This is a genomic window from Paraburkholderia sp. CNPSo 3272 (genome assembly GCF_024206495.1).
Lineage (GTDB): Bacteria > Pseudomonadota > Gammaproteobacteria > Burkholderiales > Burkholderiaceae > Paraburkholderia.
The window spans coordinates 25854-47096 of sequence record NZ_JAMBPQ010000017.1; the positions used below are offsets into that span (position 1 = coordinate 25854).

The 21243-nt window shown below is 64.5% G+C and carries 20 protein-coding genes; 8 read left to right on the forward strand and 12 right to left on the reverse strand.

Annotated features, from left to right (window positions below):
* Positions 1 to 183 precede the first annotated feature (183 nt).
* The 5 genes from M3I53_RS20935 to M3I53_RS20955 form a co-directional block, all read right to left on the reverse strand.
* Positions 184 to 462 carry an HU family DNA-binding protein gene (locus tag M3I53_RS20935; RefSeq protein ID WP_028207645.1) on the reverse strand — a complete coding sequence of 93 codons (279 nt, stop codon included), beginning with the start codon at positions 460 to 462 and terminating at the stop codon, positions 184 to 186.
* A gap of 590 nt (positions 463 to 1052) precedes the next feature.
* A complete protein-coding gene (locus M3I53_RS20940; protein ID WP_254317761.1) occupies positions 1053 to 1610 on the reverse strand; it encodes a helix-turn-helix domain-containing protein in 558 nt (185 codons plus the stop codon).
* A gap of 13 nt (positions 1611 to 1623) precedes the next feature.
* Complete coding sequence (locus M3I53_RS20945; protein WP_254317762.1) at positions 1624 to 2919, reverse strand: FAD-binding oxidoreductase; 1296 nt, start codon at positions 2917 to 2919, stop codon at positions 1624 to 1626.
* 161 nt (positions 2920 to 3080) lie between these two features.
* A complete protein-coding gene (locus tag M3I53_RS20950; RefSeq protein WP_254317763.1) occupies positions 3081 to 5150 on the reverse strand; it encodes a hybrid sensor histidine kinase/response regulator in 2070 nt (689 codons plus the stop codon).
* Positions 5137 to 6651 (reverse strand): ATPase domain-containing protein, encoded by a 1515-nt coding sequence (locus M3I53_RS20955; RefSeq protein WP_254317764.1) that lies wholly within the window; start codon positions 6649 to 6651, stop codon positions 5137 to 5139. The genes M3I53_RS20950 and M3I53_RS20955 overlap by 14 nt, the downstream gene beginning before the upstream one ends.
* A gap of 273 nt (positions 6652 to 6924) precedes the next feature.
* Between M3I53_RS20955 and M3I53_RS20960 the strand changes: the two genes are divergently transcribed.
* Positions 6925 to 7146 carry a dodecin family protein gene (locus M3I53_RS20960; protein WP_254317765.1) on the forward strand — a complete coding sequence of 74 codons (222 nt, stop codon included), beginning with the start codon at positions 6925 to 6927 and terminating at the stop codon, positions 7144 to 7146.
* 71 nt (positions 7147 to 7217) lie between these two features.
* Here M3I53_RS20960 and M3I53_RS20965 read toward each other — a convergent pair whose 3' ends face one another.
* Positions 7218 to 7844, reverse strand: coding sequence for a hypothetical protein (locus tag M3I53_RS20965; RefSeq protein ID WP_254317766.1), 627 nt, complete (start codon positions 7842 to 7844; stop codon positions 7218 to 7220).
* Between the two features lie 222 nt (positions 7845 to 8066).
* Here M3I53_RS20965 and M3I53_RS20970 point away from each other — a divergent pair, with 222 nt between their 5' ends.
* On the forward strand, positions 8067 to 8333 hold the full coding sequence (locus M3I53_RS20970) for a hypothetical protein (protein ID WP_254317767.1): 267 nt from the start codon (positions 8067 to 8069) through the stop codon (positions 8331 to 8333).
* 51 nt (positions 8334 to 8384) lie between these two features.
* Here the strand turns inward: M3I53_RS20970 and M3I53_RS20975 are convergent, their stop codons facing one another.
* Both M3I53_RS20975 and M3I53_RS20980 read right to left on the reverse strand, forming a co-directional pair.
* A complete protein-coding gene (locus M3I53_RS20975) occupies positions 8385 to 8717 on the reverse strand; it encodes a hypothetical protein (RefSeq protein WP_254317768.1) in 333 nt (110 codons plus the stop codon).
* The gene (locus M3I53_RS20980) at positions 8680 to 9081 is read right to left on the reverse strand and encodes a hypothetical protein (protein WP_254317769.1); all 402 of its coding nucleotides are present in this window, start codon (positions 9079 to 9081) and stop codon (positions 8680 to 8682) included. Before M3I53_RS20980 ends, M3I53_RS20975 begins: the two co-directional genes overlap by 38 nt.
* Positions 9082 to 9346: 265 nt before the next feature.
* On the opposite strand from M3I53_RS20980, the gene M3I53_RS20985 reads away from it, so the two are divergent.
* The 3 genes from M3I53_RS20985 (at position 9347) to M3I53_RS20995 (ending at position 12575) form a co-directional block, all read left to right on the forward strand.
* Positions 9347 to 10177, forward strand: coding sequence for an alpha/beta hydrolase (locus M3I53_RS20985; RefSeq protein WP_254317770.1), 831 nt, complete (start codon positions 9347 to 9349; stop codon positions 10175 to 10177).
* Positions 10178 to 10256: 79 nt separating this feature from the next.
* Entirely contained in the window at positions 10257 to 11147 is an 891-nt protein-coding gene (locus M3I53_RS20990) for an alpha/beta fold hydrolase (protein ID WP_254317771.1), read from the forward strand.
* Between the two features lie 15 nt (positions 11148 to 11162).
* Positions 11163 to 12575, forward strand: a complete 1413-nt coding sequence (locus M3I53_RS20995) for a hypothetical protein (RefSeq protein WP_254317772.1) — start codon at positions 11163 to 11165, stop codon at positions 12573 to 12575.
* Between the two features lie 38 nt (positions 12576 to 12613).
* Here M3I53_RS20995 and M3I53_RS38670 read toward each other — a convergent pair whose 3' ends face one another.
* The 3 genes from M3I53_RS38670 to M3I53_RS21010 form a co-directional block, all read right to left on the reverse strand.
* Positions 12614 to 12820 carry a DUF4148 domain-containing protein gene (locus tag M3I53_RS38670; RefSeq protein WP_254317773.1) on the reverse strand — a complete coding sequence of 69 codons (207 nt, stop codon included), beginning with the start codon at positions 12818 to 12820 and terminating at the stop codon, positions 12614 to 12616.
* 174 nt (positions 12821 to 12994) lie between these two features.
* Positions 12995 to 13996 (reverse strand): SDR family oxidoreductase, encoded by a 1002-nt coding sequence (locus tag M3I53_RS21005; protein WP_254317774.1) that lies wholly within the window; start codon positions 13994 to 13996, stop codon positions 12995 to 12997.
* A gap of 157 nt (positions 13997 to 14153) precedes the next feature.
* Entirely contained in the window at positions 14154 to 14348 is a 195-nt protein-coding gene (locus tag M3I53_RS21010; RefSeq protein WP_254317775.1) for a hypothetical protein, read from the reverse strand.
* A 426-nt stretch (positions 14349 to 14774) separates the two neighbouring features.
* Between M3I53_RS21010 and M3I53_RS21015 the strand changes: the two genes are divergently transcribed.
* Together M3I53_RS21015 and M3I53_RS21020 are read left to right on the forward strand one after the other, a co-directional pair.
* Entirely contained in the window at positions 14775 to 15911 is a 1137-nt protein-coding gene (locus tag M3I53_RS21015; protein ID WP_254317776.1) for a glutathione-independent formaldehyde dehydrogenase, read from the forward strand.
* Positions 15912 to 15998: 87 nt separating this feature from the next.
* Positions 15999 to 16862 carry an SDR family oxidoreductase gene (locus M3I53_RS21020; protein ID WP_254317777.1) on the forward strand — a complete coding sequence of 288 codons (864 nt, stop codon included), beginning with the start codon at positions 15999 to 16001 and terminating at the stop codon, positions 16860 to 16862.
* Positions 16863 to 16876: 14 nt separating this feature from the next.
* Here M3I53_RS21020 and M3I53_RS21025 read toward each other — a convergent pair whose 3' ends face one another.
* The gene (locus M3I53_RS21025) at positions 16877 to 19567 is read right to left on the reverse strand and encodes an ATP-binding cassette domain-containing protein (RefSeq protein WP_254317778.1); all 2691 of its coding nucleotides are present in this window, start codon (positions 19565 to 19567) and stop codon (positions 16877 to 16879) included.
* A gap of 376 nt (positions 19568 to 19943) precedes the next feature.
* Here M3I53_RS21025 and M3I53_RS21030 point away from each other — a divergent pair, with 376 nt between their 5' ends.
* Positions 19944 to 21233, forward strand: coding sequence for a glycosyltransferase (locus M3I53_RS21030; protein WP_254317779.1), 1290 nt, complete (start codon positions 19944 to 19946; stop codon positions 21231 to 21233).
* Positions 21234 to 21243: the final 10 nt, after the last annotated feature.

Consider the following 21243-nt stretch of genomic DNA (forward strand, 5'->3'; position numbering starts at 1 on the left):
GAAAAAGCGGCCGGCATGTAAGCATGCCGGCTTGCCGAGGGCCTGGCGCCCCGTTTCACACACTCGGGCCAGCAGCGTGACGCCGCCTGCCCGAGTGCGGACCACCGCACTGGCGTGATGCTGCGCCGCGCGCCAGCAAGCGAGCCGGCCACGCGCGCGCCCGCCATAGCGGCGGAGCTGGCATCACGACGCGTTGACGGCGTCCTTGAATGCCTTGCCAGCGGTGAACTTCACCGTCTTGGCTGCGGCAATCTGGATCTCCGCGCCCGTGGCAGGATTGCGGCCCACGCGGGCAGCACGCTGGCCAGTCGAGAACGAGCCGAAGCCGACCAGTTGCACGGAGTCACCCGAGGTGACCGCACGCGTGACGACGTCAAGGATCGCGTCGATGGCTGCGCCCGTCGCTGCCTTGGTCTCGCCCGTGCTAGCGGCGACTGCGTCAATGAGTTCCTGTTTGTTCATCTGCTACCTGTGTTGAGTTGAGAAAACCTGCATACCCTACCTCACGCGGGCGAAACAGGCAAATCGCGTTGCATATGGAAACGCGCCGATCGCCCGCCCGGCACGTGTTTTGCCTCCTACGTGCATGACGGCGAAAGGCGAATCAATAGCACAACACGGAGTCAGTGTGTAGACAAAAACACGTTAAATATTGGCAAAAATGCACAAAAACGACATTGCCGTGGTTTAAAGCGGGCTTATACAGGAACGATTCGTGCAGATGACCTCTGCTGCGCAACGAAAATCAGCGATATTTCCGGTAATCGGCAAACCAGAAAAAATGTCTCGCCGGGACCGTCGCCGGCTTGCTGTCACCGTCGGGGATTCCGCCGGTTGCGGCATCCGGCAAATCGGCCGCGCGGGTCGAGCGGGTCGTCGCGCAACTTCGGGGCCGTCTTCCGGAGCAGGGATCGAGGCGAGCCGAATCGCATCCTGTCTTTCAGTTGCGCAACGCAAGGCCGCATGAACGCCTTCCGCCTATGCTGTCGTCTGCGCAAAACGAAATCGCGTCGTCAGCCACTGGATTGATCAGTGATGCTGATTACCGGGACTCAGGTGAAAACCCATAGCACGCGCGCGGGCGCATCGGCGAGATTGGCGTAGCGAAAGGGGCGACGCGCCGGCAACTGGAAGCTGTCGTTGGCCCGCAGCGTCACGGGCTCGTCGCTATCCTCCACCCAGATCGTCAACTCGCCTTCGAGCACGAAGCCGCCCTGCTCGTCGCTGTCGTCTACGGGGCGCTCGCCGCTCGTCGCGCCGGGTTCGAGCCGGCTCTCCAGCATCGAGAAACCCGACGACATGCTGGGCGAAACGAGCACGTCTGTAATGCCGCCGCCATAGTAAAGCGTGCGCCGCTCGCCCGGCCGCGTGACCCACGGCAGCTCGCGCGGCATGCTGACACTATAGAAGTACGTAGTGGGCGTCTGCAGCGCCTCGCCGATAGCCGTGAGATCCGCCACAGTCGGCCGCGAAAGTCCCCGCTCGACCTGCGAAAGAAAGCCGACCGAGCGGCCGATCTTTTGCGCGAGTTCGGCCAGCGTCACCTTCTTGTGCTTGCGCAGATCGCGAATGAGGATCGCGAGGCCTTCGATTTCGTCCTGCTGGTCCATGCAGTTCTCTCTGTCACACGACGTCGCGCAGGCGATACCACAGCTTGCCGAGCGCCTCGAGCGGCGCGGCGAAGCGCTCGCCGCCCGGAAAGCGCGGATTATGAATGCGCTCGTAGAGCGAGAGCAAGTGCGGTTCGCCGAGGATGGCGTCGGCTACGGCACGCGCCGCCGCGAGTGTCGGCAGAATGCCGTGCCCGGAAAAGCCCTGCAGCCAGTAGCGATCGCGTTCGTGACCGACGTCGGGCGTGCGGCGAATGCTGATGTCGATATGGCCGCCCCACGCGTATTCGAATTCTATGCCGCGCAATTGCGGAAATGCGCGTTCGAGACTCGGCCGGATCGCGGCACCGATGTCCTTCGGTATGCCGCCGAGATACGTACACGCGCCGCCAAAGAGCAGGCGATCGTCCGGGCTCAGGCGAAAGTAGTCCGGCACGAACTGATTGTCGATCACGCAACTGTTGCGCGGCAAAAGCGAGCCGGCGAGCGCAGGGTCGAGCCTGTGCGTGGCGATCTGCCAGGTGCCCACGGGCAGCAGGCGGCTCGCCAGATCGCTATCGAGACGATCGATGTAGGCATTGCAGGCGAGCACCAGCGCGCCGGCGCGCACCGTGCCTCCCCGCGTGTTCGCCACGTAGCCGCCCGGCGTTTCGCGATAGGCGAGGACGCGGCTTTGCTCGAAGATGGCGCCGCCCGCGCGCTCGATGGCGTCGGCGAGGCCGAGCGCCAGCTTGAGCGGATCGAGATGCCCCGCCTCGGGATCGTAGAGCGCGGCGCGATAACGGCGGCTGCCGATCCACTCCGGCATCTCCGGCTCGGCAATGACGCGCAGGCGTTCGTAGCCCCACTTCTGCGCGGCCTCGTCGCGCGCGGTTTCGAGCATGGCGACACGCGAACGCCTCACCGCCGCCCACAGGCTGCCAGGCCGATAGTCGATGTCGAAGCCGTGCCGCGTGGGCAACTCGCGCACTTCGGCGGCGGCCCAGCGCATGCTGTCCCACAGCTGCCGCGCGCCCGCCACACCCAGCGCCTGCTCGAGGGGCGGCATGTCGCACGACCAGCCGAGCAGCGCCTGACCACCATTGCGCCCAGAGGCGGCCCACGCCACGCGGCTCGCCTCGACGACCGCGACGCGGCGGCCGGCCAGCGCGAGCCGCAACGCCGTGTGCAGGCCGCTGAACCCCGCGCCCACGACCAGCACATCTGCGTGGTAGTCGCCCGTCAGCGCGGGGCGCTCGGGCAGCGCGCCACTCTGGGCGTTGCGACATGCGTAATAGCTTTCGATATGACGAGTCGATTCGGCGAACATGGCGTGTCCGTGAAATTTTTCATGTTGATTTCATGAAAAACTAGCACGACAATTTCACGCGCGCAAACCGGCATATTCCCGGTGGCGATATTCCATGCAGCGGTAGTCCGGCGAACTGCGAGCAAACCCGTGGCCCGGATGGGCCAACCGTCGCCGGGCGACTACCCGATGGCCCTGGCCTTCGTGAGGGCCTTCGCTATTTCCGCGACGAGCTGGTGTTGCTGATACGGTTTGCGAAGCCTCTGGATTTCGACGTCGTTTCCCTGCGGAAGCTCTGCGTAGCCGGTCGCCAGGATCACAGGGAGTGCCGGACGCAACTCGCGCGCGGCCCGCGCGAGCTCCAGGCCCGTCATCCGTGGCATCGAATAGTCGGTGAGCAGGAGATCGATCTTCCGCCCCGCCTTCAGGATCTCGAGTGCGCGTGCGCCCGAGTCAGCTTCTATCACCTCATGTCCCATATCCTGAAGGAGGTACGCGGTGCTCGTTGCGATCAGGGCGTCGTCATCGACGAGAAGAATGCTCGCCTGGATCGGATCGATTGCGATGCCCTCTGGCTGCGCATCGTTCTGTACGTCATGGGGCGTGACACTTTGCGAGGTAACGGGCAGCCATAACTCTGCCCGCGTGCCTCGTCCTGCTTCGCTCGCGAGGCGCAGGGCGCCGTTGAGCTGCAGCGCGAGTCCGTGAATCATTGAGAGACCCAACCCCGTCCCCTTGCCGATCTCTTTGGTTGTAAAGAACGGCTCGGTTGCTTTGGCAAGGGTGTCCGGATCCATGCCTTTTCCGGTATCAGTGACGATGATGCGCACATATTCGCCCGCAGGCAGCCCGTTGTCGCCACACGTGGGTACGTCATCGACCGCTATCGACAACGCCCCTCCCTCAGGCATCGCGTCGCGGGCGTTGACCACCAGGTTCAGCAGCGCGAGTTCGAGTTGATTCCCATCGGCAAGGGTAAGCGGAATGCCCTCCGGCAAATTCAGCTCCAGCGCCACTCGCGGCCCTATCGATCGCTCGAGGAGATCGGTCATTCCCCGAACCACGGTGGGGAGGTGGATCGGCTCGACCTTGAGATCCTGCTGCCGCGCGAAAGCCAGAAGGCGCTGCGTAAGAGCGGCGCCACGCTGCGCTCCCCGAAGCGCGCCGTCGATCAGTCGCGTTGCTCGAACGGCGTCCTGCGGCTGCTTGCGCAGCAGTTCGAGATTGGCCATGATGGCCATCAGCAGGTTGTTGAAATCGTGGGCGACGCCGCCCGTCAATTGCCCGATCATTTCCATCTTCTGAACCTGGCGCAGCAACTCTTCTGCGCGCTCGCGCTGCCGGATCTCGTCCAGCACGAGCTGGTGGGTACGCTCAAGCTCCGCAGTGCGCTGGGCAACCCTTGCCTCGAGCATGTCGTTGGCCCGCTGCAGGCTGTCTTCCGCCGCCTTGCGCATGGTGATATCGGATGTCACCCCGACGAGCCGTGCGTTCTTTCGAGTGCCGTCTCGAACCACCCGCGCGCGCATGTCCGCCCAATGCACCGTCCCGTCAGGCCAGATCGTACAGAGTTCGAGTGCGAAATCGCAGCCGGTTGCCAGGCTGCGGTTGATTGCGTCGGTTATCCGGGGCCTGTCGCCCTGGCTGATGCCGGCGATGAGATCCGTGTACGTGAAAGGCTCGCCTGACGCATGCCCGAAAATCGCGTGACACGCGGGCGAGGCCATGAGTGCGAATGTCGACAGGTCCAGCTCCCATGAGCCCAGTTTCCCTGCCGTCAGTGCAGTATGCAGGCGCGCCTCGCTTTCGCGCAGTTCGTCGATACGCAGGCGGGCTTCAAATTGCCGCGCCCGGCCGCGCAGTGCGGTGCCAACCGCACTGATGAACGTGCGCGGATGAAACGGGCGCTCGATGAACGTCGCGTTTCCCAACGTCGCCGCGAGTCGGGCCAGTTCGGGGTCCCGATCCCGCGCGCCCCCACGCTGCGTAAGGATGATGAATGGAAAGTCGGACCATGTGGGCTGCGCTGACACCCAGTTTTCGAGTGGCTTGAGGTCGGCGTCTCGCAGCCCCTCGTCGGTCACGATCGCGCAACATATTCCCTCACTCAGCTTTGCGACGAATTGCTCGAAATCGCGACATACGTACGCAAGAGCGCCGGCCTCTTGCAGGAGGGCCGTGGCAACGACAGCGTCTCGCCCAATAGGTGTAAAAACCAGCGTGGGACAGCGATTGAAATCAGGTGCTTTCATTACCAGCGGAGCCCGTCGGCATGAGCGGCCCTGTGTTACCCACAAACGTGGGTACACCGCGCAGGATGCCCTGGAAACTGTCGAGCGGTGCCCCGACATGAAGACCGAATCGCCCAATGCGAAATTCCCGGATTGTCTCTTCGTGACGACCGGTGCGTTTCTTGATGATCGACACCGCCCGCCTCACGCTTCCCAGCGCCTCGAAATACCGCAGCAGGATGACCGTGTCGGCAAGGTACGTGACGTCGACGGGCGCCTTCATGTCGCCAAACAGCCCATGCTGCGCTACCGTCAGGAAGGTCGTCGCGCCTTGCCTGTTGAGGTATTGCAGCAATTCGTGGATATGAAGGACGAGCGCGTTTTCCTGCGGCATGGCGGCCTGGTAACCGTTGAGACTGTCAATGGCCACCGTTTTGGCGTTGGAGTGGACAACGCAAGCGCGTACGCGCTGGGCGAACTCGCCAGGCGAGAGTTCCGCGGCATCGACCTGCTCTATATGCAGACGGCCGGTGTCGCGCATCGCTTCAAGGTCGAATCCCAACGCGCGGGTCCGGTCAAAGAGCAGTCCAAGCTCTTCGTCGAAGGCGAACAGCGCTGCCTTCTCGCCCCGAGCGACCGTTGCCGAAATGAACTGAAGCACAAAAATGCTTTTGCCGGTCCCTGCTGGTCCTAGCACCAGCGTGCTCGATCCCTGTTCGATGCCGCCGCCGAGAAGCGCATCGAGTTCCGCCACGCCGCTCGTCATTGGCTCGCGTGCAAACCTGGTGCGATGTTCCGCAGCAACGAGCCGGGGAAACACGGAAACACCTCCGCGTTTGATGGTGAAGTCGTGATACCCGCCACGGAACGCCTGTCCCCGGTACTTGGAAATCCTCAACCTGCGCCGCTCGGCTCCGTAGTCAGGGGCAAGTTCCTCGAGCTTGATAACGCCGTGGGCGACGCTGTGTACGGTTTTGTCCGCGGCATCTGCAGTCAGGTCGTCGAGCAGCAGGACGGTCGCTCCTTGTCGCGAGAAATAATGCTTGATGGCGAGCACCTGGCGGCGGTAACGCAGCGAGCTTTGCGCGAGCAGACGGATTTCCGAGAGGCTGTCGAGGACGACCCGCTTGGGCCGGACTCGTTCGAAGGCGTCAAAGATCAAGCGGGTCGTCTCGCCGAGTTCGAGATCGGACGAATACAGCAGGCTCTGTTGCTGATTCGCGTCGAGCAGGCTCTCCGGAGGCACCACTTCAAATACGGCGATGCGATCACCCAGTTGCCAACCGTGGGACGCGGCGCCCTCGCGCAATTCCCGCTCCGTTTCGGACAGCGTGATGTAAAGACCTTGATCGCCCGCCTCGGCGCCTTCAAGCAGAAACCGCAGCGCGATGGTCGTTTTCCCGGTGCCTGGGCTGCCTTCGAGAAGGAACAGGTTTCCCGGAGTCAGCCCTCCCGCCAGGACATCGTCCAGCCCGGGAACGCCAGTGCGCACGATCGGCATGGCTTTGGTCTCATCGTCCATCAGGCGCTCCTGACTGCTCGGTATTTGATGCGAAATTCCCAGATCGCGGGGGCCTGGCTCATTGTATCCGTGTCGATGCACTGACGGCGGAGCGTGCGGTGCGCAAAACGCATGCCCACCCTCCCTGTGCCGCCCGGTGGGAGCTGGCGGTAGGTATCTCGAAGCGCGCGCCAGATTTCCGCGCGGCGGCCGTGGAGCGTGTGCGCCAGCCTGTCTGCGCGGCACGCGGAATGCGCGCGCGGTGCATCGCACATCTCAACACGGAGAAAGACCATGACCCAAAGCACGGATTCCAGCGTCTATAAGGTGACGGAAATCATCGGCACGAGTACGACTTCCTGGGAGGACGCCGCAAAAAATGCAGTGGAAACCGCAGCCGAGTCGCTGCGTGACTTGCGAATCGCCGAGGTCTGCAAGCTCGACATCAAGATCGAAAACGGCAAGGTCGTTGAATATCGAACCCGGGTGTCCGTGTCGTTCAAGTACGAGACCTGAGAAGTTGCCGGCAGCACATTCGCGAAACACCGGGCGCTGGCCGATGCGTCGATCGACATTGCGGAGCGCCGCTATCTCGAGCCGCCGGCTGCACTGACGCACGGCCTCTCAGTGCCGCCACCGCTCGCAAGGGTTGCGTCGAGGCCGGAGACCAATTCGCGAATCGAGCCAACTTGATGGACGCGTGAGTCGGCGAATGTCCCTGCGATCGACATTCGCTTGCCACACAGCAGCATGAAGGTGGGCACCAATGGCGCGGCGGCGACCATGCCGTCAATGGTGGGCGCAGCGTGCGACGCCCCGCGCTCCGGGTACATGACAATCGCGCGGGCTTGCCGGGCCGCCATCACGCTTCTCAGCTCGCGGAGCGTGGTCGCCGAAATCGCCTGGTAGCCCTCCGCGCGAAGCAATACCGTCAACGATTTCCTGAACAGCTCCGACTCGCTGAAAACGATGACCGTGATCGGACGACGACGCGTCATTTGCCTGACTATCCCTCGGCTTCGTAGGCGAAGTTCGCACGAGAGCAAAACTACCCTGGCGAGATCGTAGGCTTTGCGGGCTTCGTGGGCCTGAGCCGACTCGGCCGAATGGCGGCGTATGGCGCGTTCGAGTGCAGCAGACCTCGCTTCGAGCAATTCCAGGGCAAGATCATATTCTCGCTCGAGAGAACTGCCTTCAGGCTGGGAACTGGCCATGTCATCTCCCGCGATCCTTCCTTCGTGAGTGGTGGACGTAATTCTAGTAAATATTGCGATTCGCCATTCACGCTCGCACAGCCACAGCGGCGCGCGATTTGGTGTATTCCCCAGGCATCATTTTGACCTCCTCGATTTAACATTGGCGCAACGTAACATCGAGTTGCTCATGATGAGAGGACACAGAGGATGGTTTGCACGGCCGAAGACCTGCTGGTAGCCATGCTGAACATCGATGCGGAGATCAAGGCGTGCATGGAGCGCATCGCCGAGGTCGAACGCAGCACGGACCACCGCGCGGCAGCGTGGTTGACCGAGACTCGCACCGCCCTGCGAACCGACCTGGCTCTGATGAAGGCACGCCGCGAAGAGTATTTTCTCCGGCTGAACGGCGTGCAGCCCGACCGGCCGCCCAGATCCGCATCGCCTGGAAGTATCGATTCCGGTTCTGCGCTCGCGAGCGGAGCAAGTACCTGCGAGTGTCTATGAGACGCCCTCGCCCTTTACCGAGGTTGTTTTGCAGGGTTGCGCAACACAGGGTCAAGTTGTCGAGAAAAGATCATCGACAATTTTTCGGCCTGCGCTGAAGCCGCCCATCAGCGCATCGATTTCGGTTGTGAACGGGTAGCCGTGGATGTCGCCGAACCTCAACGGCGAGAAAACCGCCATTGCCTTGCCTTCCTTGAAGATCTCGACGACCGCGACATACCTCGCGGCGGCTTGCGCTTTTTGGCTCGGCTCTATCCTGACAACGTCGACATCGACTGCGACATCGAGCGTGAATCCGTTGTATTCGTAACTTCGATACATATCTGGCTCTGCGCGTCGCGTGCGATCAATCTTTCGCGACAGGTGGGATCTGGCTGGTGACATTCCTCAGTATGGTCGGCCTCGCAGGCGGACGATCGATTCGGCGCGCGTCCGCCGCGGTTCGTTCGCTCTCGGCCCCTACGTCAGGGGCGGAGTTGGGAGTGGACAGCACTGTCAAATTGAGAGCAGTAACCGTCATTTCCAGAGGTCCTTTTCCGAGCGCAATCGCGATCTCTTCCGTACGCAATGGATCGGCTTCGATAATGTCGACAGTCATAGAGTCCATGCCATCGTTGCGATCGGCATGGACATTCCAGCGAACGACCTTGGCACCGCTCTGCGCCAGGCATCGCCACACCGGGATGATTCTGAGCTTGCCCGTGGCAGCCCGAATTGTGAGCCTTTGTATGACCATTTCAGTACTCATGGTGTCACTCATCCTGGCGGAGAAAAGCTCGCGTATGGCTTGCATGAGCATATGCCAGCGGTGGCTGGCAAGTACACAATGGCCACGTGTCCGGAAATCAATCTTTATGGGCAACCGGTGCCGGCCGAGGGAATGCCAGGTTCTTGCTGCCTCCAGGGTCGCCGACCGATGATGTCTCCCGCGACGTCAGGGTTTGCTTTCGCGATCTGATTGCACGGCGTCGGGCTGAGGAGACGGGAATGTTCGGTGCGCGAAGAACGAGATCATGACGGCACCGTTATTCATCGCGCTCGCTGTCACCGCTTTGCTGATCTATGGCTGCGCCATTGCATTGCTGTACTGGCTGCAAGGCCGGCTGATCTACCCGTGGGAGCGGCTGCAGCGCGGGCCGCTACGCCCGGATGCGCAAGGGCGCATCCGCTACGTGCGTGTGCATACTGCCGAGGGCAACGAACTGATTTGCGGCCACGCGGCGCCCGCGGGTCCCGCCCGCGCCACGATCGTACTCTTCCATGGCAACGGAGAGGACCTCAGCCAGCGAACTCATATCGCGCATGCGCTGCTCGACGCAGGCTACGGCGTCCTGCTTGCGGGCTATCGCGGTTACGGCGGCGCGCCCGGGCGTCCCTGCGAAGCAGGGCTCTACGCCGACGGCCGCGCTGCCATCGCATTCGCCGCGCAGCACTCGCGCGACGTGGTCCTGCATGGTTATTCGCTCGGCTCGGGCGTCGCAGTGCAGATCGCGACCGAACGCTCGCTCGCCGCCGTGTTGCTCGAAGCGCCGTTCACCAGCGTCGCCGATGTCGCCGCCGTGCGCATGCGCTGGCTGCCGTGCATCGTTCCCTTGCGGTGGCTCGTGCGCGACCGCTATGACAATCTCGCCAAAATCGGCGGCGTGCGCGCCCCTATCCTCATTTATGGCGGCGACGCCGACCGCGTCGTTCCCCCGGCGCAATTCTCGCGGCTCTTCACGGCGATCCGGGCCCCCCGGCGCTTCGCGATCATCGCAGGCGCCACGCACGTCGATGCATGGGAGCGCGGAGGTCATGCCTGCGTGTTGCGTTTTCTCGACGACGTGCTGGGCGCCCAGTCCTGATCCTGGTGGAACACGATTTGCTGTTGTCACTGCGATAGCGCCCGGCGGCCGCATGCCGCGAGCGCAGGAGCGTTCTGCCGTGCTCATTTTTCTCATCTGCCTGTCGTGCGTTTGCGCCGTCGCCCTCGTGTGGTTGACGTTGGCCTGGCGCCGGCTCAAGCAAACCGCAGCCATCGACAAAGGCAGCCGCCGTCTCGGCATCGAAGGCGCTTTCGTGCAGGCCGGCCCATACCGCATGTTCTATCGAGTCGCCCGCTGTCGCGCGCGCGCGCCGGGCCGATTGCCCGTCGTGCTGGTCCACGGCCTCGTCGTCTCGAGCCGTTACATGGAACCGCTCGCGTACGCGCTCAAGCGCGACTTTGACGTATTTGCGCCCGACCTGCCCGGCTTCGGCGAAAGCCCGCTCGCGCGAAGCCGCGACGCCCTGAGCCTCGCGCAACTCGCCGATGCGCTGCATCTTTGGCTGAAGGCATGCGGCATGAAACGAGCGATGTTCGTGGGCAACTCGTTTGGCTGCCAGGTCCTCGCGGATTTCGCGGTGCGCTACCCGCAGGCGGTGGATCGTCTCGTTCTGCAAGCGCCGACACCGGACCCTTGTGCGCGCTCGCTGCCGCGCCAGGCGTGGCGCGACTGGATCAACGGACTGCGTGAGCGTCCCCACACCCCAGCCAGGGCCGGCCGTATCGACTACGCGAAGGCGGGATTGAGGCGCGCGTTTGCCACCATGCGCATGCTGGTGCGCGACCCCGTCGACGAGCGGCTTCCGCGCATCGCTGCGCCCGCCCTCGTCGTCGTGGGCACGCGCGACCCCGTTGCGCCGCTCGGCTGGGGCGCCGAGGCCGCACGCAAACTGCAGCACGGCAGCCTGATGACGATCGAAGGCGGCACGCACACACTCAACTACGCCGCGCCCAACGCGTTCGCGTTCGCGATCACACCGTTTCTCAAGGCCGGTGCCGTCGGCGTATAGCAAGGGAGCACTTCGATGAACAAGCCGCCGCCGGGCATCGCCCGTTTCGATTCCGCCGCCGCCATGGCCCAGGCGCTGGCGAGCATGTTGCACGGGAGACGTTTTTCGAGCCCGAGTCAGTCGCCCCTGCTCGACCGCTTGATGCCCGCGATCAATGCGCTGCCGAAACGTCAGCGCGAATGGGCCTATATTGTGGGCGGCATGAGCGAGGGCATCGATCCTCGCCGGGCGAAGAGCCTCGACGTCGAACGCATTGCGCAGTGGATGACGGACCTTTATCCGCAAGTCCCCCGCCGCTGCGCGTTTATCGGGTCGTCGAACGGCGCGATGATCCATCTCGCGGCCGCGCTGCGCGCGCCCTGGCTGCCGCAGACGTTTCTATGCCCGGTACGCGCGCCGTTCAGCGATCCCGACGATGCCCAGCGTGGCTTCGACACGAGCCGGCGCATCGTGGAAGCCCTGCTCGCCGCCGACGATCGCATTGCCGTTCATCATATGCACGATCCCAACCAGGATCGCCTGATGTTGCATGGCATGCGCTATTTCCGGCTCAAGTTTCAACGCCTGCCGCTCGCCTTTCGCGAGTTCCTGCTCGGCAATCTCGAGCGCGGCGGGACCCTCTACGTGGTGAACTGCACGCGCGATTGGGCAGTCACGCGTACGAGCGAGCGTTCGGTGTTTCAGTTCGGCGCCACAGGCGGCGCGAGCGAAGACGAATATCTGCACGGCGGCGAGCGCGTGCGGGCGTTTCTCGCGCACTACGGCAGTGTGCGCACGCGCTGGGATCCCCCGGCTCCCGACGCGCGCGCCCCTGAAGCCGAGTGGGGCTTCGACGCCGCCTTGCGCGACGATCTCGTCGAGCTGGCCGGGCCAATGCAGTGGCGTATCGTCGAGATCCGTTTCGAGGAACCCGAAGCGCTGAGCTTCGCGACCGCGGCTGTTTATCGGCGCTGGTATCAGGAAAGCGTGATCGAGACGCGCCGCCTCCTCGTCGACTCTTTCATGCTGATGGATCCCCTCACGACGCTCGAGATTCACGCCATACCGTTCTGGCTGCTGTTCGGCGTCGAGCCCTCGGCCGACGCCCTGCAGCGCTTCCTTGACAGCACGCCCGCATTCGAGGACATCGACATGATGCTGTTCTCACACGGCACGCAAAGCATCGGGCTGGCGCCGATCTCGCGCTGGCGAGCGCTGCTGGCTCACGCTGCGCGCGAGGGGCGCTTCGCGGGCGTGGATAGCGAGCGTTACCCACGCGACTTCGCCACATTCGAGCGATACGGGCGGGCACTCGCGCAGCTAAAGCCCCGGCTCGGGCCGCCCTCGCCGCTCGAACCCGCGCACTTCGAGGCGTTGCTCGCCGAATATGGCGCACCTTTTGGTGTGCAGTGCGAAGCGCCCACGCGTCCCGTGAGCGCGGAAATATGACTCAGGTGGAGGACTACGTATCAGGCTACGAGCGCCCTCTACTGGCTCGCGCTACCCGGCGTCGCCGCCTTTCTTTCGGCATTCTGAATATCGTTCGGATAGTTTGGATCGTCTCCCGCAGACGGGTTATATCCGTTTTTTTCGAGCTTGTTCAGTTCCGCGTTTCTTTGCGCTCGCGCCTCCTTGCGGGCTTCCTTGCGTTGCGCCTTCGATGTGCTCGCATTCGCTGACGCGTCGTCGGGCACGCTCGTCTGCGCGGCCGCTACGCCGGGCGCTAACGCGACACAAAGCACCGCCACTGCGGTGACCAATATGGAATACGGCTTTGCCATCTCAATCTCCCTGAAAAGGATGCATCCGTCAGGCGGACGTCTGCGAGGCGCAAGCATCGCACCCAGCCGACCCAATTACCCCCACGCTTACGGATTTCCGGCGCCACCCGAGGCGCCGTAAATTTGTCCTGTCACGTAGGTCGCCTGCGCGGAAGCGAGCTCGACATACAGGGGGGCGATCTCTGCAGGCTGGCCGGGTCGCCCCATGGGTACCTGTTCACCGAACTTCTGCACGTTCTCCATGGTCTGGCCACCGCTCACCTGAAGTGCCGTCCAGAAAGGTCCGGGCGCAACGCCATTCACGCGGATTCCCCGTTTAATGAGTTGTTTCGCAAGCCCCTTTGTGAAGTTAGCGATCGCCGCTTTCGTCATGGCGTAGTCGAGCAAATTGGCTGACGGGTCGTATGCGTTCACCGATGTAGTGTTGATGATCGCCCCGCCGGCCGGCATGCGCGGAATGGCCGCTTTCGTGATCCAGAACAGCGCGTAGAGGTTGGTCTTGAGGGTCCAGTCGAACTCTTCGGTGCTGATGTCGAGGATCGAGTCGTGGCTTTGCTGGCGGCCCGCGTTGTTCACCAGGATGTCAAGGCCGCCCAGTTCGGTTACGGCGCGCTCGACCAGCGACTGACACGCTGCTTCGCTGCGGATGTCCACCGCCAGGGGAACCGCCTTGCGTCCCGCTGACTGGATCCACTGCACGACCTCGCGCGCGTCCGGTTCCTCCGGTGGCAGATAGACGATCGCGACGTCGGCACCTTCTCTCGCAAACGCGATGGCGGCTGCGCGCCCAATGCCCGAGTCGCCGCCAGTCACCAGCGCCTTGCGGCCGTTCAGACGTCCCGTACCGCGATAGCTCGTTTCCCCGTGGTCGGGCCGTGGCGTCATGCGACCAGCGAGCCCCGGCCAGGGTTGCTGCTGGGCGGGAAATGGCGGATGTGGATAAACGGCGCGCGGATCCCGCGGCGACGTCGTGACGCTCGCTGAGGCAGGCTCCTGGGCCATCGAGGCGGGCGCAACTGCGGCGAGGACACCTGCCGAGGCGGCTTGCATCCAGTTGCGACGGGACGCGGATATTTCGCGGGAAGGCATGATGAACTCCAATACGGACTGGGAACGAGAGGGGAAAGGATTTCCGCCTCGCCTTCTCCGCATTCACCATACCCAAGGCCCGCTGGTACACCTCAGTCGGCCCCGCCGGACGTCAAATGCCCCCCCGGCTGCGCGCGGCTGCCCGGGGCACGCAATTTCAGGACGTCTTCTGCGTCGTTCCAGGTGGGATGGGATTCTTTTCCTGTGTGGACGGCAACTCGTTTTCAGACGCTTCGTGCTTGCTCTTCTCGCTCTCGTCGCGCTTCTCCTGTCTCGTGTGTTCAGGCGGTGCAGTGTTGCGCCGATCGCCTTCAGGCGATTGCGCGGGGCGCGTACCGGATTCGTCTTCCATTGTCGACCTCCTGGTCTGCAGGCGTGCGCCAGCGCCTTTGCGAAGCACCGGCTCGGCGGGGATGCTGTCAATTGGATGTCTTCAGCGTATGTGCGTATGGCGCGTTGTCTCTAACAGGAAACAGACGCGCGCTTCGTTCTCATCGATCAAGCTTTCGATCAGGCTCGCCGTGGCGACGTCATTCTTTTCGTCGCAAAGAGCTACCGCTTGTGCGCACCGGCTGTGCCTGGCCCCCGCTTCGCACGGGGCGCGGGGGCGGCGGCGTTCGGAGCAGTCGCGCTGCCGCTTGACATCCCTTGCCGCCGGCTCATGGGAACGGTCAATGCGCTTGCAACGGGCGCACACGCATTCGCCATGAGGCGAGCCACTGCGTGCGCCAGGCCAACCGCGCGCAGCATGTCTCGCGCGCTTCCGAGGGAGAGTCAAGTGAAAGCTGTCGTCTACGAAGGTCCGCGTAAAGTCACCGTCAAAGCAATGCCGGACGCGAAAATCGAGCGCCCTACCGACGTGCTCGTCAAGATCACCAGCACCAACATCTGCGGTTCCGATCTCCATATGTACGAGGGACGCACCAGCATGGAAACCGGCCGCATTCTCGGCCACGAGAATCTGGGCGTGGTGATCGAGGTGGGTTCCGCGGTCGTGCGCGTGAAGGTGGGCGACCGCGTATGCCTGCCATTCAATATCGGCTGCGGATTCTGCAAGAACTGCGAGCGCGGGCTCACCGGCTTTTGCCTGACGGCGAATCCGGGCATGGCGGGCGCGGCGTACGGCTTCGCCGACATGGGTCCGTACAGCGGCGGTCAGGCCGAACTGCTGCGCGTGCCGTTCGGCGACTTCAACTGCCTGCGCCTGCCGCCCGATGCCGAGGAAAAGGAGAACGACTACGTGCTCCTGTCCGACATCTTCCCGACCGGCTGGCACGCGACCGTGCTCGCGGGCGTGCAGCCCGGCGACAGTGTCGCCATTTATGGTGCGGGACCCGTGGGTCTCATGGCGGCGCTCTCGGCCCAGGTCCAGGGAGCAAGCAAAATCATGGTCGTCGATACCCACCCGGACCGTTTGCAACTGGCGGAAAAGCTCGGCGCGATTCCCATCGACGACAGCGACGGCAATTCCGCACAGCGCATCGTCGAATTGACCGGCGGTGAAGGCGCCGACCGCGGCTGCGAGTGCGTGGGGTATCAATGCACCTGTCACGGCCGCGAAGTGCCGAACCTGACGATGAACAATCTCGTGAAAGCCGTGCGGCCAACGGGCGGCATCGGCGTGGTGGGCGTATTCGTGCCGAAGGATCCCGGCGCGCAGGACGAGCTGGCGAAGAAGGGCCAGTTGGCCTTCGACTTCGGCCAGTTGTGGATGAAGGGACAGCACATCGCCACGGGTCAGGCCAACGTGAAGGCATATAACCGCAAGCTGCGCGATCTCATCGCGGCAGGCAAGGCGCGGCCCTCGCAAATCATTTCGCATACCTTACCGCTCGATCAAGCGCCAGACGCTTACCAGCAGTTCGACGCGCGCAATGAGGGCTGGACCAAGGTCGTGCTCAAGCCCGCCGGCTAACCACAGCCTCGCGGGGCGTGCGGCATATGTCTTGCGCTTCGCGCGGTACGCAGAAAACACGCAACGTCATTCGAAGAGGTAAGGACCATGAACGAACATCGCCCCGCCCCGCCCATGCCCGAACAGCAGCAGGACCGCACGCCTGGGCGCACCGCACCTATGGACCCGCAACCCGATCACGGCGAAAAGAGTTATCGCGGGTCGGGACGGCTTGCCGGCAAGGTCGCCCTCGTCACGGGCGGCGACAGCGGCATTGGCCGCGCGGTATGCATTGCTTTTGCGCGCGAGGGCGCCGACGTGGCCATCGCGTACTACGACGAGCACGACGATGCGAAGGAAACGGCGCGCTGGGTGGAAGACGCCGGACGCCGCGCGCTCCTTCTCCCCGGCGACATCCGCGACCGTGCGTGGTGCCGCGAGCTCGTGAGCAAGACCGCGCGCGAGCTGGGCAAGCTCGACATACTCGTGAACAACGCCGCGTACCAGATGACGCACGAGTCGATCGAATCGATCAGCGACGAGGAATGGGATCGCACCTTCGATACCAATATCGGCGCCATGTTCCGCATTTCACGCGAGGCGGTCGCTCTCATGCAGCCGGGCGCCGCCATCATCAATACCGCGTCGATCAACGCGGACAAGCCCAAGCCCACACTGCTCGCCTATGCCGCCACGAAGGGCGCGATCCAGAACTTCACCGGCGGTCTCGCCCAACTCGTGGCCGAGCGCGGCATACGTGTGAATTGCGTCGCGCCGGGGCCGATCTGGACACCGCTCATTCCGTCGACCATGCCGGCCGAAGACGTGCGCGATTTCGGCAAGGCGACGCCAATGGGGCGGCCAGGGCAACCTGCGGAGCTAGCCGGTGCGTATGTGCTGCTCGCGTCGCACGAGGGCAGTTACATCTCGGGCGCCACCGTTGCCGTGACGGGCGGCACGCCGCTCATCTAGACGGCGGACCAGAATCAATCGCTGGCGCCGGCGCTTTCGTTACCGCCTTGCGTTGCCGCGACGATCGCGGCGAGCAGCGCCGGCACCGCAACTGGCTTGGTGAGCCGCGCGGCGAACAGTCTGCGTTCTTCGCCGCTGGAATCGGCGCGCGCAACCTGCCCCGTCATGGCGATGGCAGGAAGCGCTTTGCCCGCATAGTCGCCGCGCGCTTCCATGTCACGTAGCGCCGCGACGATCTGCGTTCCGTCCTCGCCGTCCAGCTGCAAGTCGCACAGCAGCACATCTGCCCAACTGGCGCGCGGCGTCTCGCGCAACCCAGCGAGCCATCGCGCACCGCTGCTTTCGAGCTGCACGGTCGCCCCATGCAACGTGAGCGCAGCTTCCAGCGCATCGCGCGTTTGCTCTTCGTCGTCGAGCACGACTATGCGCAGTTCGGCGAGTTCGCCGCCGCGCTCCGCGGTGCGCTCGGGCAGCAGCGCATGCAGCGGCAGCGCCACGGCGTAGCGCACGCGGCGGTCCTGCGGATCTAGCGTGAGACTCGCGCCTGCCTTGCGCAGCAGCGCTTCGATACGCGCGAGGGCGCTGTCGTCGAGCGGTGCGGGCCGCGCGCCGCCCGCCACGCCGAGCAAAACCGTATTGGCGCTGCGCCGGGCGGCCAGTTGCACGCCGCGCGTTTCTCGCGTGGCCCCTGCCGAGGTAACGGAAGCCGCGATCGACGCCGCGTTTTGCACTTCATTCGCCACCAGCAGCGTGAGGGCCACCAGTAACGCGTCGCCGTTCGCGACAGTGGCATAGAGCCCGTCGTCGGGTTGCGTGACGAGCCGCGCCGCCGCTTCGCCCAACGATTCACGAACACGCTCGGCCACCCGTGCAAGCAGGTTCGCCACGTTCACGGACGTCGTCACGAGCCGCCGCTCAGCGTGCTCGAGATCGTCCTGCTGCCATTGCATCGCCCACATCTTCGCGTAGACGCCCTGGCGGGCGAGCAGCGCGTCGTGCCGTCCCTGCTCGACGATTCGGCCCTGCTCCATCACGAGTATCAGATCCGCGTCGACGATCGTCGAAAGACGATGCGCGATCACGATCGTCGTGCGCCCGTGCGCGAGGCGCTGCAGCTCGATCTGGATCGCTCGCTCCGAGCGCGTGTCGAGCGCCGAGGTCGCTTCGTCGAACACCATGATGCGCGGGTTCTTGAGAATCGCGCGTGCGATTGCGATGCGCTGCCGCTCTCCGCCCGACAGGCGCACGCCGCGCTCTCCCACACGCGTCTCGTAGTGGTCGGGCAGACGCTCGATCAACTCGTCGAGCTGGGCCGCGCGCGCGGCGCGCACCACATCTGCCCGCGTGGCGTCGGGCTGGCCGTAGGCGATGTTGTACGCGATGGTCTCGTTGAACAGCACCGTATCTTGCGGCACGATGCCGATCGCTTCGCGCAGGCTCGACTGCGTGGCGTGCGCAATATCGTGGCCGTCGATTGAGATGGTCCCGCGCTGAGGCTGATAGAAGCGGAACAGCAGCCGGATCAGCGTGGATTTACCTGAGCCGCTGCCGCCCACCACGGCAACGGTGCGGCCTGGCTCGGCCAGGAACCCCACATCGTGCAGCACGGGCCGCCCCGCCTCGTAGCCGAAATCGACGTGCCGGAACGCCACCTCGCCTTCGCGCACGACTAGCTCGCGCGCTCCGGGCATGTCCTCATCCTCGCCCGGCGTGCCGCGCGCACAGAGGATAGCGAAGAGCCGCTCGACATCGACGAACGCATCGTTGGCCTCGCGAAACACGAAGCCGAGTGTATTGAGCGGTGCGCACACCTGAATGATGTACGCGTTGATGAGGATGAGGTCGCCCACCGTCATCGCGCGAGTCAGCACGTTCTGCACGGCGATCACCATCACCGCCGCAATACCTGCCGCCACCACGCCGCTCTGGCCCACGTGCAGCACGGTCAGCGCGCGCTGGTTCGCCGTGCGCGCGACTACCCAGTCGTCGAGCACGCTGCGCAGCCGAGCGACTTCGTGCTGCTCCGTCGAAAAGTACTTGACCGTGTCGTGATTGAGCAGGCTGTCGACGAGCCGGCCGTCCGCCTGCGCCTCCAGCGTGTTCACCGCGCGCTGGAACGCGAGCCGGCGGCGCGTGTAAATCGCGGTCCATGTCCCATAGCATGCAAATGTCCCGGCGATGGCGAGCACAAAGGCGTTGTCGTAGCGCGACGCGACGATCGCCACGACCACACCGATTTCGAACACCGTAGGGAGCACTGAAACGAGTGCGGTGCCAAGCAGAAAGCCGAGACCGTCCGCGCCCTTCTGGACGTCGCGCACGATCGCACCCGTTTCGCGTTGCGCATGAAAGCGCGCGCCAAGCCGGTGCAGCTGAGCGAACGTGCGTTCGCGCAGCGTGGCCACCGCGCGCTGCACGACGATGCTGAACGCCACATCGCGCGCCTCGCCGAGCGCGTCCGACAGGAAGCGCAGCAGCGCATAGACGATGGCGAGCAGCGCCGGCAGCGTCGCCAGCGAGTGAATGTGGCCGAGATCGTCGATCAGATGCTTGAGTGCGATCGGCACCGAAACGGCGCCGAGGCGCGCCAGGATCATCAACGACGCCGCCGCTGCGCTCGCGCTGCGATGCCGCCACAGCGCCTCGCCGAGCGTGCGCAGGATGCGCGAGCGCACGGCGCGCCGGCTGGGCGTTGCTCCATTCATCGCGTAGCTGTCCCCAAAAGTGCTAGTGGAGCGGACCGGTGCGCAATCGACGCTCCCGCGGCGCGCAGCCGGTGGACACTACCCGGGGGTTATCGAAACGTCTTGCCGCCAGGTGTAAAAGCGCATCGCCTTTTTGGCAGATGCGTTTCGGCATTCGTCGCGGTGGGCGGCGCCGATGCAGACGGTCCGCAGATGCCCGCTTTGAGCAGTCCACGGCGGATTCGCGCGCCGCGCCGCCCCGATCCCTGCGCACTACCAACCAACGGCACAGCAAATGCGCTTACGCCGTTGCACCGGGTGCAACATTCCAGCAGTTCTTCCGCGCCCCTATTTGAACGCGACACAGCTCGCCACCCACTTCTCGCGAGGACACGTCATGAAAATCGCACTCGTCAGTGAACACGCGTCGCCGCTCGCCGTCGCGGGCGGCGTCGATACCGGCGGACAAAACATCTACGTCGCGCATGTCGCGCGTCAACTCCAGCGCGCCGGACATCAGGTCGACGTCTTCACGCGGCGCGACCGCGCTTTGCTGCCGCCTGTTCTGGACATGGACGGCGTACGCGTGATTCACGTCCCCGCCGGACCGCCCATGCAGATGCCCAAAGAGCTGCTCCTGCCCCACATGCCCCGGTTCGCCGAGTTCCTCGTGAACTTTTGCCGCGCCGAGAGGCGCCCCTACGACGTCATCCACGCCAACTTCTTCATGTCGGGCCTGGCGGCGCTCGCGGTCAAGGACGCGCTTCATGTGCCGCTCGTCATGACGTTCCATGCGCTCGGACGCGTCCGGCGCCTCCATCAGGGTGCGAGCGACGGTTTTCCCGACGAGCGCTTCGCGATCGAAGACGAGCTGGTGCGGCGCGCGGACTGTATCGTCGCCGAGTGTCCGGCCGACCATGCCGATCTCGTCGAGCACTATCGCGCCGACCCCGCGCGGATTGCCGTCATTGCCTGCGGCTTCGATCCCGACGAGTTCTCGCCCGTGGACCGCCGCCAGGCGCGCCGCCGTCTGGGCTGGTCCGCCAGCGAATTCTGCGTGCTGCAACTCGGCCGCCTCGTGGAGCGCAAGGGCATCGACAACGTCGTGCGCGGTGTGGCCGCGCTCGAGGCGCGCCACGGCGTGAAAGCCCGGCTCTACGTCGTGGGAGGCGACGCGCAAACGCCCAATGAGATCGCCACACCCGAGATCGCCCGGTTGCGCGGCATTGCGCACCGCTGCGGAATCGAGCCGCGCGTGACCTTCGTGGGCCGCCGAGATCGCTCGCAGTTGCGAGACTTCTATAGCGCCGCCGACGTGTTCGTGACCACGCCGTGGTACGAGCCGTTCGGCATCACGCCCGTGGAAGCAATGGCGTGCGCCACGCCGGTGATCGGGGCGGACGTGGGTGGTATTCGCCATTCGGTGCGTCACGGCGAAACGGGCTGGCACGTACCGCCGCGCGACCCCCAGGCGCTCGCCGAGCGCCTGCTCGCCATTCATGGCGACCCAGCGCAGGCCCGCGCGATGGGCGAAGCGGGACGCAGGCGCGCCCAGGCGTACTTCACGTGGCGGCAGATCGGTCTCGAACTCGAAGACGTCTATGCGCAACTTGCCGGAGCGCGCCTCGACACGCGCGAGCACGCGAGGGAAACCACCCAGGGCCGCGTGCTGCGCGCCGTCGGTTGAGGAGCGAACC